General features: G+C 69.0%; 16 protein-coding genes. 8 read left to right on the top strand and 8 right to left on the bottom strand.

Annotated features, from left to right (window positions below):
• Nucleotides 1-38: 38 nt before the first annotated feature.
• Complete coding sequence (locus ACFORO_RS21200; protein ID WP_377873855.1) at nt 39-1346, bottom strand: lipase family protein; 1308 nt, start codon at nt 1344-1346, stop codon at nt 39-41.
• Nucleotides 1347-1465: 119 nt separating this feature from the next.
• Nucleotides 1466-2440 carry a helix-turn-helix transcriptional regulator gene (locus ACFORO_RS21195; protein WP_377873854.1) on the bottom strand — a complete coding sequence of 325 codons (975 nt, stop codon included), beginning with the start codon at nt 2438-2440 and terminating at the stop codon, nt 1466-1468.
• 92 nt (nt 2441-2532) lie between these two features.
• On the opposite strand from ACFORO_RS21195, the gene ACFORO_RS21190 reads away from it, so the two are divergent.
• The 4 genes from ACFORO_RS21190 to ACFORO_RS21175 all read left to right on the top strand — a co-directional run bounded on the left by ACFORO_RS21190 (nt 2533) and on the right by ACFORO_RS21175 (nt 6121).
• Complete coding sequence (locus ACFORO_RS21190) at nt 2533-2934, top strand: RidA family protein (protein WP_377873853.1); 402 nt, start codon at nt 2533-2535, stop codon at nt 2932-2934.
• Nucleotides 2935-2984: 50 nt separating this feature from the next.
• A complete protein-coding gene (locus tag ACFORO_RS21185) occupies nt 2985-3329 on the top strand; it encodes a PadR family transcriptional regulator (RefSeq protein WP_370934996.1) in 345 nt (114 codons plus the stop codon).
• A gap of 79 nt (nt 3330-3408) precedes the next feature.
• Nucleotides 3409-4380: a hypothetical protein gene (locus ACFORO_RS21180; protein ID WP_377873852.1), complete on the top strand. Its 972-nt coding sequence runs from the start codon at nt 3409-3411 to the stop codon at nt 4378-4380.
• Nucleotides 4381-4393: 13 nt separating this feature from the next.
• Nucleotides 4394-6121 (top strand): ArnT family glycosyltransferase, encoded by a 1728-nt coding sequence (locus ACFORO_RS21175; RefSeq protein ID WP_377873851.1) that lies wholly within the window; start codon nt 4394-4396, stop codon nt 6119-6121.
• A 207-nt stretch (nt 6122-6328) separates the two neighbouring features.
• Here the strand turns inward: ACFORO_RS21175 and ACFORO_RS21170 are convergent, their stop codons facing one another.
• Complete coding sequence (locus ACFORO_RS21170; RefSeq protein ID WP_377873850.1) at nt 6329-6808, bottom strand: carboxymuconolactone decarboxylase family protein; 480 nt, start codon at nt 6806-6808, stop codon at nt 6329-6331.
• Between the two features lie 266 nt (nt 6809-7074).
• Between ACFORO_RS21170 and ACFORO_RS21165 the strand changes: the two genes are divergently transcribed.
• On the top strand, nt 7075-8028 hold the full coding sequence (locus tag ACFORO_RS21165) for an EamA family transporter (RefSeq protein ID WP_377873849.1): 954 nt from the start codon (nt 7075-7077) through the stop codon (nt 8026-8028).
• Here ACFORO_RS21165 and ACFORO_RS21160 read toward each other — a convergent pair.
• Nucleotides 8003-8479: a (2Fe-2S)-binding protein gene (locus ACFORO_RS21160; RefSeq protein ID WP_037817840.1), complete on the bottom strand. Its 477-nt coding sequence runs from the start codon at nt 8477-8479 to the stop codon at nt 8003-8005. The two genes, ACFORO_RS21165 and ACFORO_RS21160, sit on opposite strands and share 26 nt — an antisense overlap.
• Nucleotides 8480-8487: 8 nt before the next feature.
• Complete coding sequence (locus tag ACFORO_RS21155) at nt 8488-10824, bottom strand: molybdopterin cofactor-binding domain-containing protein (RefSeq protein ID WP_354740430.1); 2337 nt, start codon at nt 10822-10824, stop codon at nt 8488-8490.
• Between the two features lie 184 nt (nt 10825-11008).
• On the opposite strand from ACFORO_RS21155, the gene ACFORO_RS21150 reads away from it, so the two are divergent.
• Nucleotides 11009-12616, top strand: coding sequence for a sigma-54-dependent Fis family transcriptional regulator (locus ACFORO_RS21150; RefSeq protein WP_377873898.1), 1608 nt, complete (start codon nt 11009-11011; stop codon nt 12614-12616).
• A 143-nt stretch (nt 12617-12759) separates the two neighbouring features.
• Here ACFORO_RS21150 and ACFORO_RS21145 read toward each other — a convergent pair whose 3' ends face one another.
• The 3 genes from ACFORO_RS21145 to ACFORO_RS21135 form a co-directional block, all read right to left on the bottom strand.
• Nucleotides 12760-13719, bottom strand: coding sequence for an AraC family transcriptional regulator (locus tag ACFORO_RS21145; protein WP_377873847.1), 960 nt, complete (start codon nt 13717-13719; stop codon nt 12760-12762).
• Between the two features lie 45 nt (nt 13720-13764).
• Entirely contained in the window at nt 13765-14652 is an 888-nt protein-coding gene (locus ACFORO_RS21140; protein ID WP_377873846.1) for an SDR family NAD(P)-dependent oxidoreductase, read from the bottom strand.
• Between the two features lie 75 nt (nt 14653-14727).
• The gene (locus ACFORO_RS21135) at nt 14728-16134 is read right to left on the bottom strand and encodes a pyridoxal phosphate-dependent decarboxylase family protein (protein ID WP_377873845.1); all 1407 of its coding nucleotides are present in this window, start codon (nt 16132-16134) and stop codon (nt 14728-14730) included.
• Nucleotides 16135-16238: 104 nt separating this feature from the next.
• Between ACFORO_RS21135 and ACFORO_RS21130 the strand changes: the two genes are divergently transcribed.
• Both ACFORO_RS21130 and ACFORO_RS21125 read left to right on the top strand, forming a co-directional pair.
• Entirely contained in the window at nt 16239-16691 is a 453-nt protein-coding gene (locus tag ACFORO_RS21130) for an Lrp/AsnC family transcriptional regulator (protein ID WP_377873844.1), read from the top strand.
• Nucleotides 16692-16752: 61 nt separating this feature from the next.
• A complete protein-coding gene (locus tag ACFORO_RS21125; RefSeq protein ID WP_377873843.1) occupies nt 16753-17538 on the top strand; it encodes a class I SAM-dependent methyltransferase in 786 nt (261 codons plus the stop codon).
• Nucleotides 17539-17571 lie beyond the last annotated feature (33 nt).

The raw sequence follows: 17571 nt of genomic DNA, 5'->3' as shown, positions 1-17571 counted from the left end.
GGTTCCCCTCACGGCGGGCAGTGTCTTGCGGGGCCGCGTCAGGAGCCGGTGTGCTGCTCCGGTGCCAGCGAGTTCCCCGGCGGGATCTGCCCGCAGCTGGACGGGGCGGTCTTGCCCGCGAACCGGTCGCCGAGCCAGGCGATCGCCGTCGGGGCCCACACCGGGAGCGCGGTGGCGTGGCTCAGCGCGTCGTACTGCGTGTACTTGATCGAGGTGTTTCCGGTGTCGCAGTACTGATTCGCGAGCGCGCGGACGTCGCCGGCCACCATCACGCCGTCGCCGGTGCCGATGCCCGGCTCGTTGCTGACGGTGCCTTCGAGCGCGCCGTTGTTGGCCTGCGCGATGAACCCGGGAATCGACGGCGTCGCGGCCGAGCCGATGTTCACCTTGTTGACCGCGTCGACGAACGGCGGCACCGAATCCGGGTCCGCGTACTCCGGCTTGACCAGTTTCTGCCAGGTCAGCCCGGGGTAGTGGCCGAGCGCCTCGGCGATCGACGCGTGCTCGAGGTCGGCGAGCACCTTCAGCCCGTACTCGCTGGCGTACGGCTTGAGGTCGATGCCGTAGCCGCGCGAGACGCCGATCAGCGCCATCGGGATCACGCCGGACCAGACCGGGCTGCCGCCGACGTACTTGAGGTTGTGCGCGGGGTCGACGAGCACCCCGCCCTCGGCGAAACCGACCAGGTTCTTCTCGACGTCCGGCGCGTAGCTCGCGGCGATCGCCGACGCCCAGCCGGTCGCGATCGCGCCGCCGGAGTAGCCGATGAGGCCGAACTTGGTGGATTCGGTCATTCCGGTGCCGGGCGCGTGCGTCGCGGCGCGAATGGAGTCCAAAGTGGTCTGACCGTATTCGGGACCAGCGGCGAAATCGGCGGACGGGCCTTCGGTGTCCGGGATGACGACGCTGTACCCGAGCGCGAGCGCCGGTGCGATCAGCAGCGATTCGGCGTTCGGCAGCACGCCGCCGAGCCGGACGTCGCCCGCGATCGCCCGGGACGGTGCGTCCTCGGGGTTGAGCGAGTCGTACGCGGACTGGTACGAAACGACCTTTCCGTTGCCGCCCAGGGGGTTGCGGACGACCGAGGTGACGTTCGCGGTGGGATTGCCCTGTGCGTCGGCGGTCCGGTAGAGCAGCTGGGTGGCCTGTACCGGCGTCGGGAAGCCGAAGACGTGATAGTTCAACGTCCGCGTCTTCAGCACGGTGCCCGGCGCGTACGACGAAAGCGGCGTGCTGCCGTCGTAACTGTAGAAGGAATCAGCCGAGGCGGCGGCGGGCAGCGCGACGGCGGACGTGATCGCGAGAGCGGCGGCGGCGATCAACGCGCGGACGGGTTTCCGGATCATGACTCCCCTTTGAACCATGAAGTTCGAACCATGATGTGGATCACGACTGGCGGGTAACTTACCAGTGGGTAGGTATCCGCACAACTACGGAATGTGCAGGCAGTGCCGGTGCCGAGGGGTCAGGCGGGCTCTGCGTAGGTGGCGGCGAGCTCGGCGGCGCGGTGGTGCAGCGCGGCACGCAACGATTGCGGCGCAAGGACTTCCGCGTTCCGGGCGAGCTGCCACAGCGCCCACTCGGCGTGCCGGGAATCCTGGAAAGCCGCCTCCAGCCGAATCCACCCGTCCGAGCCGGGTTCCTCGGCGAGAATGGCGAGTGCGGTGCGGGCCAGTTCTTCACGCTGCTTCGGGCGAATCCGGACTAGCGCGACGATTTGGTCGCCGCCGGTCCGGAATCGCGTGCTGCGGTCTTGCCAGGCCCGGCCGAGGTCTACTCGATCGGGCCGCTGCGCTGGTTCGTCGAGCTCCTCGGCGGCCAGCACGCGCGATAGCCGATACGTCCGGTCCTCGCCTTCGCGGGTAGCCAGCAAGTATCCCTGCTCCCGCACAGTGACCAGGCCGATCGGGTGCACTGTGCGCCACTTCGGGGCCTGGTTCACCGCCTGGTAGCGGATCCGCACCTGATGTCCGGCGAACACCGCGCGAAGGATCTCGGCGACCACGGCGTCCGGCACCTCCTCGGCGACCGCGCGGCGCGAGAGGAGGTCGATCTCCGGGTCGATCAGCAACCGTTCGGCCACGCCCGCGGCCGTGGTCCGATGGCTTTCCGGCAGCGCGTCGACCACTTTGAGCATGGCCGAAGCGAGCGCTGAACCGAGGCCGAACGCCTGCGCGCCACGGCGCGATCCGGCGACCAGCAGCGCGAGCGCTTCGTCGTGGTTCAGCCCGGTGAGTTCGGTCTGAAATCCGGGCAGCAGCGCGAATCCGCCGTTGCGCCCGCGTTCGGCGTAGACCGGGACCCCCGCCGCGGACAGCGCGTCGATGTCCCGCAGCACAGTGCGGGTGGAGACTTCCAGCTCGCGGGCGAGAGTGGCTGCGGACAGCCGGCCGCGCTGGCGCAGCAGCAGGACCAGCGAGACCAACCGGTCGGCGCGCATACCGGAAATTCTACCCAATACGCGACACAGGATGTCGTGTATTGCTTGCCAAGCTCCTCCGCGTACTGCTGAGAGTGTGAATGGAGCAAGTGGTGGAGCGAACGACTGTCAACCCGTGGGCGTGGTCGACGGCGATGGGATACAACCAGGGCGAACTGGTGTCCGGGCCGGTCCGGACCCTGTACTGCTCCGGGCAGACCGCGATGAACGCCGACGGCGAACCGCGGCACGCCGGGGACATGGCGAAGCAGGTGGCGCTGAGCCTCGACAATCTGGAGGAGGTGCTCGCCGAAGCGGGCATGACGCTCGGAAACCTGGTCCGGCTCAACGTCTACGCCACCGACGTCGACGAGCTTTTCCAGCACTACGGCGTCCTCGCGGCCCGGCTGGCCGCGGCCGGGGTCGCCCCGTCGACCACGATGCTCGGCGTGACCCGGCTGGCCATCCCGACCCTGCTGGTCGAACTGGAGGGAACGGCCGTCGCTGAGCAGTAGCCCGTTGTCTCGGCCACCCGCATATATCGCGACGTGATATATATGGACGGGTGACCGAACGAGGCATGTCGGAGCAGGTCTTCCTGATCCTCACCGCGCTCGCCGACGAGCCGAAACACGGCTACGGCATCGTCCAGGCCGTCGAGAAGCTGTCGGAAAACCGGGTCCGCCTGCGGGTCGGCACGCTGTACGGCGTGCTGGACCGGCTGGTGGCCGACGGATGGGCGGAGCGGGACAAGGAGGAGATCCACCAGGGCCGGCTGCGGCGCTATTACCGGCTGACCGACCTCGGCGGCCGTGTTCTGGCCGAGCAGGCCCGGCGGCTGGCCGCGAATGCCGCCGCGGCGGATTCGGTGCTGCGGGCGAGAGGCTGGGCGCTCGGGGGCGGGGCATGACCGCTCCCGGGCTTCAGCGCTGTCCGGTGGCGCGAGTCTTGCCGCGCTCTTGCCGGTGCGTCGAGCGGTCGGCCCGATCATGACCGCTCCGGAACTCCACTGCCGCCGGATGGTGCGGTTTCTGCCTCGTTGGTATCGCGCCGACCGCGAGGAAGAATTGGTCGGCGCCCTGCTCGACGCGCGAGAGGCCGGTGGCGGTCGGCTCGCGGAAGGGCGCGAACTGCTCTCGATGCTGGGTCTGGGCCTGCGCGCCCGGCTGGCTGCTGGCTCAGCCCCGGCTCGCGTGGTCGCGTTCGGCGACACTGTCCGGCTGGTCGCGCTGCTCGGGCTCCTCTGGGGCGTGCTGAAGGGCGTCCTCTCCCTCGGTCACGATCTCTACGACGCACTCGGCTTTTCTCGGACAAGCACCCTCTACGCGGCACCCGGATCCCCGGTCGAAGCCGCCATGTCGCTCTACGCCGCGCAGTCTGCCCAGCAAATCTGGCACGACATCGCAGTGGCCGTCGCGGCCGTCGTGCCTCTCGCGCTCCTCTTCGCCGGGCGCCGCCGGGCCGCGCGCGGAGTCGCCGGCCTGGTGCTGATCGCCGGATTCGCCGCCTTCCTGTATCAGTATTCGTTCAGTTTCAGTCCCGATCTGCTGGGCTATTTCATCCCGCAATGGCTGCCGCTGCTGCTGATGATCGCCGGATTCCATATCGGCGCACCGCTGCCGTCCGCGCGGAAATGGTGGCTTGCCTTGTCCGGGGTTACGGCTTCGGCGCTCTACCTCGGCATCTTCGGCGGATCAGACCTGCGCGGTCTTTCCTGGTTTGTGTGGGTGGCAGTGCTCGTCATCCCAGCCTATTTCGCTTTCCGGCGACGCTCTCCCGCGTGGTCGTTCTCGCTCGCGGCGTGCTGCGCGCTCGTGCTGGCCCAGTCGCTTGTCCTTAAGGCCACCATGGCCGCGGCCGACTTCGAGGCGCTGGAACTGGCGCAGGTGTCACTGGTGAGCGCGGGCATCGTGGCGCTGATCGCGGCCGGAATCGTCGACTACCGCCGAACGCTCTCGTAGCAAGGATTTTTCCATGGACACAATGCCAAGGGTGCTTCCGCGCGCCGTAAAACAGCCAATTTTCGCACGTAATTACTGGCGAAGAAATAGCTGGATAACCGTCGGCGCCATTCTGCTGATCGCCATTCTCGGCTATTTCACCCGCTGGATCTGCGACGACGCCCTCATCTTCACCAGAATCGTCGAACAGATCCTCGCCGGAAACGGGCCGGTCTACAATATCGGCGAACGGGCCGAGGCGTCCACGAGCACGCTGTGGCAATGGCTGCTCGCGTTCGCCGGGTTCGTGTTCGGCCAGTCGGACACCTCGACGCTGTCCTGGATGCTTGGTTTGCTCCTCACCGCCGCCGGATTCGGCTTCGCGGTGAGCGCGACGAGTCGCTTGCACGGCGGGCACGTCGCGGCGATGGTGCCGTGCGGGATCCTCGCGCTGCTGGGCGTGCGGCCGGTGTGGCAGTACGCGACGTCCGGGCTGGAGACCGGGCTGAACACGTTCTGGATGGCGCTCTGCTGGTGGCTGCTCGTGCGGCTGCGTGACAGCGAATCAGCCAAACACGTTGTCGCAGCGGCGTTCGTGATGGGGTTGGGTCCGCTGGTCCGTCCCGAACAAACGCTTGTCGCGGCAGTGTTCCTGATCGCACTGTGGTTGGTGGCAAAGCCGACCTGGCGCGTCACCCTCGCCGCGGTGGCCGCCGCCGGAGCGCTGCCGGTCGGGTACGAGATCTTCCGCATGGGCTTCTACGGCATCCTCGTGCCGATGCCCGCGCTCACCAAGAACGCGAGCGAATCCTTCTGGGCACGCGGATTCGCCTACGTCGGCGATTTCGCGAACCCGTACCTGCTGTGGTTGCCGCTGGTGCTCTGCACCGTCCTGCTCGCCGGGGTGCTGCGGAGGCACCGCAGCGATCGGATCGTCACCCTCACCCCGGTGGTCGCCGGTGTGCTGTCGCTGGCGTACCTGCTGAAGGTCGGCGGCGACTACATGCACGCACGCATGGTGCTGCCGATCTTCTTCCTGCTGATGCTGCCGGTGCTGGTGCTTCCGGCGGCGAAGAAAACGCGCGTGCTCGGCGTAGTCCTGCTGGTGTGGGCGGTTCTCTGCGCCAGCATCGGACAGTTCGTCCCGCAAGACAGCAAGCTCATCGACGACGAACGCGGCTACTACCACGCGTGGACCGGCCAGACCTATCCCACCGAATCGGCGGATTTCACGCCGAGGATGCGATATCTCAAGGACGCCCTCAGCCCGCGCACGCTGATCTACGAAGACCCGCACGAGCGGATCCTCACAGCACGCCTGCGCGAGGACGTCCCGTCGAAGAGCATGGTCATCGGGGTCTATCTGGGGACGGTCGGGGTCATCTCGCCGGTGGACGTCGGTGTCGTCGACTTCTGGGGCCTCGCCAACCCGATCGGCGCGCGCTTCGAATTCCCGACGGTGAAACCGGGACACTCGAAACCGCTGAGCAACGCGTGGCTGCTGGCGGATTACGCGGACCCGGACGCCCCGGTCCTCAACCCAGGCAACTTCGCCCTGCGCGCGGACCTCACCGCGGACCAGGTCGCCGCCGCCCGGCACGCGCTGAGCTGCGGAGATCTGGCGGAGATCCAGCGGTCCACGCGCGAGCCGATGTCGCCGGGCCGGTTCTGGGCCAACCTCACCGGAGCCGTGCACCGGACCGGGGTGACCGTGCCGCCGGACCCGTTCGTCGCCGAGCGGAAGTTCTGCGGAAACCCGTGATCCGTCCGGCGGAACCTCCGGTTGCCGAGTCCGGGGGAGCGGCGCAGGCTGGGAAGGCGGAGCTGCCCGGCCTGCACCGGATTCACCGCCCCGGCCTCTTCCGCGCTGAAAGCACGCGGACCTGCCTGCGACCGGCAAGCGCACGGGTCACCGCCGAGCCCCACCGCTGCTCGGCGGCGTCCCGTGTTCCCCCGCCTCGGCCTCGGGTCAGCTGGCGTTCGCGAACTGGCCCGGCTGGTACTGCCCGGCCGGCGTGCGCACGATGACGTTCATCCGGTTGGCCGCGTTGATCAAACCGATCAGCATGACCAGCGCGGCGAGTTGATCGTCGTCGTAGTGCTCGCGCGCCTGTGCCCACGTCGCGTCGGAAACGTCGCCGGCGTCCGCGATCCGGGTGCCCTCCTCCGTCAGCGCGAGCGCGGCCCGCTCGGCGGGGGTGAACACGGTCGCCTCGCGCCAGACGGCCACCAGGTGAAGCCGTTCCGCGGTCTCGCCCGCCGCGGTGGCGTCCTTGGTGTGCATGTCGGTGCAGAAGCCGCAGCCGTTGATCTGGCTGGCCCGCAGCGAAACCAGCTCCTGCGTGGACGTCGGCAGCGACGAGTTGCGCAGCAGCATGCTCAGCCCGGCGAACCGCTTGCCGAGCGACTTGCCGAGGTCGTTGGTCATCATGTCGAAGCGTGCGTTCATCGGATCCTCCAGAGTGGTGAAGCGGATGCCCATGAGATGCCGGCCGCCCGCCGGATGTGACAACTCCGGATGTGACCCGCGTCGCATCCGGAAACCAGTGCACGCCGCGCCCGGCTGGCCGGCCGGGCGATGTCCGTTGTCCGTGAGGGGAACCCTGAGGGAATCAGATTCCCTCAGGGTTCCCCTCACGGACTTTCCACGATGCGGCCGCGTCGCACCGGGAAAACCGGTGGCTCGGGCGCGGGGCCGGGACGCAGAATGCGGACGTGGCCGAGCAGGGCGGTACCGCGCGGGCGACCGGGCTGAGCCTGGTCTCCTGGGTGCTGTTCGCGAGCTCCGGTCCGCTCGCCAAAGCGGTGCTGGACACGGGCTGGAGCCCGGCGGCGGTCACCGCGGTGCGGATCGGGCTCGCCGCGGTTCTGCTGACTCCCGCTGTCGCGCTGCTGCGGCCGCGAGCGTTGCGGTTCCGGCGCGCTGAGCTGTGGTTGCCGCTCGGCTACGGACTCCTCGGCGTCGCGGGCGTGCAACTGTTCTTTTTCGTTGCGGTGTCGAGGATTCCGGTCGCGGTGGCGATGGTGCTGGTGAACCTGTCGCCGGTGCTGGTCGCACTGTGGGTGCGCGTAGTCCGGCGAACGCGGCTGCCGGTGGCGGTGTGGCTGGGAATCGCGCTGGCGATCGCCGGGCTGGTGCTGATCGCCGGTCTCGGACCCGGTGCGCGGCTGGACTTCCTCGGCGTCGCGGCGGGATTGGCGTCGGCGGTCTGCTCCGCCGGATACTTCCTGCTCGGCGAACGCGGTGCGCGACAGCACGATCCGCTCGGGATGACCGCCGCGGGACTGGCGATCGGGGCGGTGGCGGTGCTCGCCGTCAGTCCATTGTGGACCATGAAGGCCGCCGCGGGTCCGGTGACGATGGGCGACGCGATGATGCCGGTCTGGCTGGCGTTGCCGGTGCTGGCCGTTTTCGGCACCGTGCTGCCGTATCTGGCGGGGCTGCGTGCGCTCGGCGGGCTGCCGGTGGCGCTGGCCGGAGTGCTGGCGCTGGCCGAGCCGCTTGCCGCCGCGCTGCTCGCGTGGCTGTTGCTGGGCCAGGAACTGGTACCGGCGCAGGTGATCGGGGTGGCGGTGCTGCTGAGCGGCGGGGGTCTCGTGGGTGTTCATCCCGGTTCTGACCGGGATGAACACCCACGACCCCTTACATCTTCGCGGCGCCGGCCTTGATGGCCTCGCGAATCCGCGAATACGTGCCGCAGCGGCAGACGTTGCGGATCTCGTCCAGGTCGGCGTCGTTGATCTCGCGGCCCTTCGCCTTGGCCTCCTTGACCTTCGCGACCGCCGCCATGATCTGGCCGGGCTGGCAGTAGCCGCACTGCGCGACGTCGTTCTCCAGCCAGGCCTCCTGCATCGGGTGCAGGTCGGCCTTCACCGTGTCCGGCAGGCCCTCGATCGTGGTGATCTCGTCGGTGGCCTTGATGTCGGCCACGCGCACCGAACACGGGTTGAACGCCTTGCCGTTGAAGTGCGACGTGCAGGCCTTGCACACGTTGATGCCGCAGCCGTACTTCGGCCCGCGGACGCCGAGGACGTCGCGCAGGACCCACAGCAGCCGCACATTGTCGTCGACGTCGACGGACACCGGCTTCCCGTTGAGGATGAAGGTGTGCTTGCTCATCGTGCTCCTCAGTAGGTGTGGCTCAGGCCGTCGGTCGGCGATTCGGGAACGGGCGGGACGAACGACTTGACCTCGAAGCCGATCGGGTCGTCGTGGTTGATCGGGAACCGCTTCGGGACCTTCCCGGTCGCGCGGGCGTACGCGCACGCGACGGCCGCGACGGAACAAGCCACGCCCGCTTCTCCGCCGCCGCCGGGCTGCTCGCCGTTGGACGGCATCGCGATCGCGGTGAAGTCGTGCGGGATGTTCCACTGCCGGGTGTAGAAGTAGTTGTCCCAGCTGGCTTCCAGGAAGTGCCCGTCCTTCAGGTGGACACTGCTGGTCAGCGCGAGTGCCAGCCCGTCGGCGAAGCAGCCCATCATCTGCGCTTCGAGGCCGCGCGGGTTGATCACCAGACCGGCGTCGATGGCGATGACCGCCTTCGTCACGCGCGGGCCGCCGACGCCGTCGCGGATCTTGCGGTTCACCGTCTCCGGGCGGCAGTCGATTTCCACCAGACAGGCGCTGGCGCCCTTGTACTCCTTGTGGATCGCGATGCCCTGCGCGGTGCCCGCGGGCATTTTCCGGCCCCAGCCGCCGACCTCGGCGACCTTGCGCAGCACGCCCTTCACCTTGTCGTTCTTGAGGTATTCCAGCCGGAAGTCCAGCGGGTCCTTGCCCATCGACTTGGCGAGGATGTCCACCATCAGCTCGTTCGCGCAGCCGACGTCGGGCGAGTAGACGTTGCGCATCGACCCGGTGTTGAACCGCTGGTCGGTTTCGGTGAGCGTCTGGTCGACGACGCCGAAGTTGTACGGCATTTCCTGGCTCAGCACGAAAACCGCCTCGGCCACGCCGAGGTTGCCCAGCCCGGTCGGCAGTTTCGTGGCGACCGAGGTGAGCATTTCGCCGAGCCCGTGCCGGAACGACGTCTCGACCGAGGTGTGCCGCTGCTCGAAGGTGAGCACCTGTCCGGCGAGCACGGTGGCGCGCATCCGCGACGTGGACATCGGGTGCAGCCGCCCCTGCCGCGGCTCGTCGGCGCGGTGCCACATCAGCCGTACCGGTTTGCCGAACGCCTTCGACGCCTGCGCCGCTTCGATGGCGTGGTTGCCGAACAGCTTGTGCCCGAAGGAACCGCCGCCGGTGATGACGTGGACCTTCACCTTGCCTTGGGGCAGCCCGATCGCCTGGGCGACCTCGCCCTGGGAGACGATCGGCGACTTCAGCCCGGCCCAGATCTCGGCGCTGCCGTCGCGCACGTCGGCGACCGCGCAGTACGGCTCCAGCGCGGCACTCGAGCGGAACATGAACTCGAAATCCGCCTCGACCGTCTTGGCCAGCACCGGAATCTTCGGCACCGCCAGCGGAAGCTCGGCCCGGCGCAGGTTGGCGAGCACCGATTCGTCGTTCTCGCCCTCGACACTGCCGGGGCCCCAGTCGACCTGCAGCGCACGCACGCCGTCGATGCACTGGCCGAACGTCTCCGCGCGGACCGCGACCCCGGTCGGGATGATCGCGACGTCGGTGACGCCGGGCAGCTTCAGCACGTCGGCCTTGTTGCGGACGGCCTTCGGCGTGCCGTTGAGCGTCGGCGGACGGCAGATCATCGTCGGCAGCGCGCCGGGGACGTCCAGGTCCATCGCGAACTGCTTCTTGCCGGTCACGATGTCGCGGGCGTCGAGGCGGGTCTGCGGCTTGCCGAGCACCTTGAAGTCGCTGGAGCCCTTGAGCTTGCTCGGGTCCAGCTGTACCTGCTTGGTGGTGCTGGACGCGGCCTTCGTCGCCAGTTCGCCGTACGTCGCGGTCTTGCCGTTCGGCGCGGTGACAACGCCGCCCTTGACGATGAACCGCTCCGCGGTCCCGCCGAGCAGGATGACCGCCGCTTCGAGCAGTTGCTGTTTGGCGATCGCGGCGGCGACGCGGATCGGCGTGTAGGTCGAGACCGTGGTGTTCGACCCGCCGGTGAGCTGGTTGAACAGCAGTTCCGGACGCGCCGGGGCGAGCGCGACGTGCACCTTCTCGACCGGCAGGTCCAGTTCCTCGGCGATGATCATCGCGGTCGAGGTGGTGATGCCCTGGCCGACCTCGGCGCGCGGGATCTCGAACGAGGCGCTGCCGTCCTTGTTGATGGTGACGGTGATCAGCTGCGACGTCGGAAGCCCGGCGTCGGTGAGCGCGTCGTTGAGGTCGTACAGCTCGGGCGGCTGCGGGGCGGAAGGAACGGAGGCCGCCGCCGGGGTGGCGAGCCCGACGTCCGCGGCGACGACGAGGGTCCCGGCCGCGACGACGTAACCGAGGAATCCACGCCGGGAAACGCCCCCGCGCTCCTTCCCGGTGTCCGGCTCGGAGTGACTGAGAGTCACGCTGGTTCCCCTTTCGAGGTAAGGACCGCGTGCCGGAACGCAGCACGTGCACGCGGGTGGTGGTGGGGGACCACCTTGCCGGGTGAATCCGACCTTGAGTGTTCAAGTTCTGTACAGCGGCAGCGGAGAGCGATGGTTATCCTGCTGCGCGTCACCAACGAAGGTGGAGATCCGCGTGAGCTCGATGACGTCCGCGCGCAATGTCGCGCTGCGGGAACCGATCGCCCAGTCCTGGCGGCGTGCGTCGCTCGCCGGGGTGCGCCCCGAAACCGCGCTGCTCGGCCTGCGGTCCGCGGAGGTGGACCCGGCCAGCAAGCTGCTCGCGGCGGCGGCACCGGTGCTGGAGGACCTCGACGAGCGGCTCGCCGGCACCGCGATGTCCACTGTGCTCGTCGACCACGACGGCAGGCTCGTGCACCGGTGGAGCGCCGACCGCGCCGTCGAAGACTGTCTCGACCAGCTGGGCATCGGGGTCGGCACCTGCCTGCTGGAGGACGAGGTCGGGACCACCGGGCCGGGCACCGCGCTGGAAACCCGGTCGAGCATCGTGGTGCACGGGGAAGAGCACTACGCCGAGGCGCTGCGCGGGTTCAGCTGCTACGGGCACCCGATCTTCCACCCGGTCACGCGGCGGCTGGAGGGCGCGCTCGACATCACGCTGCTGGCCGCCGAGGCGAATCCGCTGCTCGCGCCGCTGGTCGCGAAGGCCGTCGAGGAGATCGAACGGCAGCTGCTGGAGGGCAGCCGGGTGTCGGAACGCTCGCTGCTGGCCGCGTTCCAGGCGACCTCGCGCCCGACCCGTCCGGTGGTCGCGATCGGCCCGGACCTGTTGCTGTGCAACCAAGCCGCGGCCGACCTGCTGGAAGGCGCGGACGTCGCGCTGCTGTGGAACCTCGTGGGCGACGCGAGCCGAACGTCCGAAATGGAGACCGAACTGCGTTCCGGCCAGCGCGCGCGAGTCCGGGCCGAACCGGTGGCAGGCGCACGCGGCGGAGTGCTGGTGGAGATCCGCCCGCTGACCGCCGCCGAGGCCAGGCCGACGCGACGTCGCGCTGCTGTCGTGCCCGGACACGTCCACATCTCGGGCCCGCCCGGAACCGGTCGCACCACCGAGGCGCGGCTGCGAGTGCCCGAGGAACCGTGCACGACGCTGACCGGCTCGGAAGCTGTACTCGGCGGCTCGGCAGCCTGGGCAGCGCAGTTTTCCGCCGCGGTAGAGGCTGGTTCCGGCAGCATCTGCGTCGACGGCGCGGACCTGCTCCCCGCCGAACTGGTCGACCTGGTCGCCACGCACGCCGCCCGCGGTGTCGGCCCGCACCTCCTGCTGACGACCGGCCCGCGCGAGGGACTGACCGGCCCGGAGCGGGCGCTGATCGCGTCGTGCGCGGAGCACGTCGAGCTGTTGCCGCTGGCGCACCGACCGGACTTTTCCGAGGTGGCGACGCGAATGCTGGCCGAACTCGGGGCCGCGCGGACGCACAACATCACGCCGGGCGCGCTGCGGATCCTCAGCTCGTACGACTGGCCGGGGAACCTGCCTGAACTGCGCGGCGTGCTGAGCCAGGCGATCCGCAAGAGGTCCGTCGGCGCGATCGGGCCGGGGGATCTGCCGCCTGCCCTGGTGGCGGATGCTTCGGGGCACGAGCTGGCGCCGATCGAGCGTGCTGAGCGGAACGCGATCGTGGCGGCGCTGCGGTCGGCTGGCGGGAACAAGGTGCGGGCGGCGAGCACGTTGGGGATTTCGCGGACGACGCTGTATGCGCGGATGCGGGCTTTGCGGGTGCCGGGGTAGCGGTTTCGTGCCGTGAGGGGAACCCTGAGGGAATCAGATTCCGTCAGGGTTCCCCTCATGGACCCGAAGGGCCGGTCACCTGGTGATCACTCGGGCGTTTCGGCTGGGCGAGGTCCTGGAGCTCGATTCCCCTGGTATTGGCACTAGCGGTAGTCGGCGGGAGTGCGCCCGGTCCACCGGCGAAACGCGCGTCGGAATGCGCTGGCTTCGGAAAAACCCAGCCGTTGAGCCAGTTTCTCGATCGATTCGTCACCGCGGCTAAGGCTGGCGATCGCGGCGTCCCGGCGAACGCCATCCCGGATCTCGCCGATCGATGTGCCCTCGCCCCGCAGCCGCCGACGCAGGTGCTGGGCGCTGATCCCGAGCCGGTCGGCAATGTCGTCCGGCGCGACGGTGCCCTGCTCGACGATGGCGCGGACTTGGTCCGCGAGAGCTGAACCGTAGTCGCGTGTGGCGAGCCAGGCGTCCGGTTGATCTTCGAGAAACTCCGCCAGTTCAGCCTCGCTGCGGATTACCGGCGCGGGCAGGAGTTTGCCGTCGAAGGAGAGGACCAGCGCGTCGGCGTCGAACTGCGGATGGCGGCCGAAAACCAGCTCATAATGCGGCGCGTGGTCCGGCTTCGGCCACGGCAGGCGGAGTTCTCGCAGGTCGATGCGTTGTCCGGTGAGCCAGCCGAGCAGCCGGTGCACGACGATGGCGACCAGTTCGGCCGCGACGTGCTCGGGGTCGGCTAGCTGGCGGACGTCGATCTCGACCTCCGCCAGCGGAGCCACCGCACGGACCGCGACGGCGGGCATGCCGGGCAGGACGTGAGCGGCTTCTTCCAGGCGGTGCAGGGCGGCCCGCAGATCGGGGGCGGGGGCCACCGATCGGACTACCAGCCGGAATAGTCCGCGCGGGGCGCGCGGGCCGAGGGCGAAGAGTTCGTCGTCGGTCTGGAGCCACAGTTCGCGGGTGAGTTCGGAGACCTGCTGGCGGGTGACGCCGGTGCGGTCCGGCGGGATGCCGAGGCGGCGAAGCAGCGCGGGGACGTCGAGATTCCGGCGTTCGCCGATCCGCGCCAGCCGCTGGGCCAGGGCGTCCAGAACCGCCGGATCGTCCACGGTTCAAGGCTAGCTGGCGGTTAACGGGCGGCTCCGCGCGGTTTTCTACCCGATCGGGTGACGCGGCTCGGTCGGGATCCGCGCGCCGAGCAGCCGTTCGGTCTCCGTCCAGAGCCACGCGCCCAGCTCCGGATCCAGGCTCGTCGTCACCGGCTGTTGCACTTCGGCGTGGGCGGTCCGATGCGGACCGAGGTACTCGCCGCTGCGCAGTTCCGGCGACGCGACCGCAGCCACGACCGGCCGGGCCGCCTGGTCCTTCCCCTGCACGATCCCCCGGAACAGCGCACGTGCCACCCGCGCCCCGGGCCGCCCGGGCGTGAGGGCGTCGATCGCCCCGCCGGGATGGACGACGATCGACTGGGTCTCCGCGAGCCGCCGGTGCAGTTCGAAGCCGAAGATCTCCACCGTGTGCTTGGACATCGCGTACGCGACCCGCGCCCGGTAATGCCGTTCGGACAGCCAATTCTCGCGATCGAACGGAATCTTGCGGGTGAGCATGCTCCCGAGGCTGACCACCCGCCGGACCGTCGGGAGCGCGCGCCGCAGCAGTTCCGCGTGCGCGAGGTGATTGATCCCGACGATCTCCTCCACCCCGAACGCGCTGATCCGCCGCGCCGGGCCGGGGCCGAACGCGCCGGCGACGACACCGGCGTTCAGCACCAGCGCGTCCAGCCGCGGCAGCTCGCCGAGCCGGTCGCCGACCTGGGCGATCGACGTCCGGTCGGCGAGGTCCAGCCGGACGAACTCGTGCCGGTCCGGGTTCGGGAGGGCGGAAACCGTTGAGCGGCCCCGGGATTCCGATCGGCCGAGGACGAGCACGCGGGCTCCGAGATCGGCGAGCTGGGCGGCGGTGAAGGAGCCGATTCCGGAGGTGGCACCGGTGATCGCGACGGTTTGGCCGTCGATGCGCCCGGGTTGCACTTCTTTCGACACGGTGGGGACGTTACGTTCGCCGCGGGGGCCCGCACCAGGACCGGGGTTAGCGGATTTCGGGACCGTTCCGCGCATTCAGCAGTTGGCGAGCGTGGCCAGCCGATCGGCGATGAGGTCGATGTCAGCGTCGGTGGTGCGGTAATTCGCGACGCACGCGCGAATCGCGGTTTGCCCGCGCAGCCGTGCCGGGCCCAGCAGCGCAGTGCCTTCGTCCACAAGCTGGGCGAGTAGCGCCGGATATTCCTCGTCGCGGCGGCCATCGATGCGCACGCACACGGCGGTCAGCGCTACCGGATTCAGCAGCGTCAATCCCGGTTCCGCGGCGATGCGTTCGGCGAGCCGCGCGGCGAGGCGGAGGCAGCGTTCGGCGGCGGTGCGGAAGGTGTCGACGCCGAACGTTCGCAGCGCGGCCCAGACCTTCAACGCCTTGAAACTGCGTGAAAGCTGCGGGCCGTAGTCCATGAAGTCGAACATCAGGTCGTCCTCGGCGACGGTCAGATACGACGACGAGAACGCGAAGGCCGCTCGAAGTTTTGCGGCGTCTTTCACCACCAGCGCACCGGCTTCGAGCGGCGTGAACAGCATTTTGTGCGGATCCAGCGCGATGGAATCCGCGCGGGACAGCGGGGCGAACGTCTCTTGCGCGGAGTCAGCGAGGACGAACAGCGCGCCGTACGCACCGTCGACGTGCAGCCAAAGGTCCTCTCGCGCGCACAGATCGGCGATGGGCCCGATCGGATCGATCGAGCCGCTGGTGACCGTGCCGGCGGTGGCGACGACGCAGAACGGCTCGAGCCCGGCGGCGCGGTCGGCGGCGATGGCGTCGGCGAGGAGGTCGACGCGCAGGCGGAACTCGTCGTCAACCGGGAGGTGCCGGACGTGGTCCAGGCCGATGCCGAGCGTCGCGGCGGCTTTGTCGACGCAGCGGTGGGCCTCCTCGGAGGTGTACAGCACCAGCGGCGGCGCACCGGATTGCAGGCCGCGCTCACGGAAATCCGGCCGGCGGTCCGCGAGTGCGGTGGTGATCGCGTCCCTGGTCGCGCCGGAACCGCCGTTGGTCAGGATGCCGCCGGATTCGGGGCCGAGATTGAAAAGACCGGCCAGCCATTCGACAACCGAGCGTTCGACCACGCTCGCCGCGGGGGAGAGCTGCCAGAAGTTGCAGTTTTGGTTGAGGACAGCGGCGATCGCGTCGGCGTAAGGAGCGATGCCGTTCGGCGGACCCTGCACGTACGCGAGGAATCGCGGGTGCGCGATGGCGGTCGAGTTGGGCACGATGCGGTCCCGGAGATCGGCGAAGAATCCTTCTACCCCAATGCCTTCTGTCGGGAACGGCTCGGCGAGGAGCTTCGTCAGGGTGTCCCGGTCGACGTCCGGGAGGATCGGCCGGGTCGGGAGGGATTCCTCATAACTGTCAACGAAACTGGCCAGCGCGGCGGCGGCTTGGGAGCGTTCCGCTGGGGAGAGGACGAGAGTGTTCACGGTGCTGCCTTCCGGTCGGATGCCGAAATCGACGGTAGTGCGGAAGGCGGGGCAGCCGATGCCGAAGATTGCGCAGCTTGCGCTCCTGATTAGCATCGGATGCCATGGACAAGACTGATCACGCAATCGTCGGCCACCTCATGGCCGACGGCCGGCTACCGAACAACGAGCTCGCCGACCGGGTCGGGCTGTCGCCGTCGCCGTGCCTGCGCCGGGTCCGCGCACTCGAAGCGTCCGGCGTGATCACCGGTTACCACGCGTCGGTCGACCCGTCCGCGCTCGGTCGTGGCCTCGGGGTGCTGCTGCACGTGGAGATGGCGGATCAACGGAGCGAGGTCATCGAGGCGTTCGAGGAGGCGGTGCTGCGGCTGGACGAAGTGGTGTCGTGCCGCCGGATGTTCGGCACCCCGGACTATCTGATGCAGATCGCGGTTCCTGATATGGCGGCGTACGAAAAGTTGTATATGACTGAGCTGACTCGGATGCCTGGTGTGGCACGGACGAGTTCGCAGTTCGCGATGAAGACGGTTAAAGCGACGCCTGGTCATCACTGGTGATCCGCGTAGGATCTGACTTGTGACTACGGGGCGGGTAGATCTCACTGGCGTGCAGTCGACGATGCTTGTGACACTGTTTCTCCGTGCACTGGACGCGCGGGATCCGCAGCCCATTCTCGGCGACCGGCTCGCGGCCGAGGCGGTCGAGCGGATCGACTACGACTGGGCGAAGCTCGACAAGCCGTCCATCGTCCGCGGGCGCGCCGGGGTCGCGTTGCGGGCGCGGCAGTTCGACACCTGGGCGGCGGATTTCCTGCGCGAGCACCCGGAAGCGACGGTTCTGCAGATGGCGTGCGGGATGGACAGCCGCGCGTTCCGGCTCGATCCGCCTGGCGTGCGGTGGTTCGACGTCGACCTGCCGGATGTCATCGCGCTTCGCCGGAAGCTGTACTCGGACGGCGGCAGCTACCGGATGATCGCCGCATCGGTGACTGATTCCGCGTGGCTGGAGGAGATTCCGGCCGATCGGCCGGCACTGATCCTCGCCGAGGGATTGCTGATGTATCTGCGGGAGGCGGAGGTATCCCAGTTGCTGCGCCGGCTGACCGGACATTTCCCGTCTGGCGCGCTGATCTTCGACGGTGTGTCCGTTTCGACCGCCCGAGCCACCCAGTTGCTGAAGAAAGTGCTGCCGCCGCGCTGGTATCCCTACCCGGCCTACTGGACTGCGATCCGGGACGAGTCCGATATCCCGCGCTGGAATCCGGATCTGCGGCCGCGCGGGTCCGAAGCGGTCCTGAAGGCCTACGGCCAGATCCCGGATCCCCGGGTGCGTCGCTGCTACCGGCTGGCGAGCCGATTCCGCTGGACCGGTGACTTCCTGCGGGTGTTTCGCGCCGAATTCTGAACGGCTGCCCGCGGTTTCCCTCGGCCGGGATTT

Origin of the sequence: Amycolatopsis halotolerans, from assembly GCF_042647905.1 — a bacterium.
Lineage (GTDB): Bacteria > Actinomycetota > Actinomycetes > Mycobacteriales > Pseudonocardiaceae > Amycolatopsis > Amycolatopsis halotolerans.
Note: the sequence above shows the minus strand (reverse complement) of the source record. Positions and strands in the feature narration are given on the sequence as shown.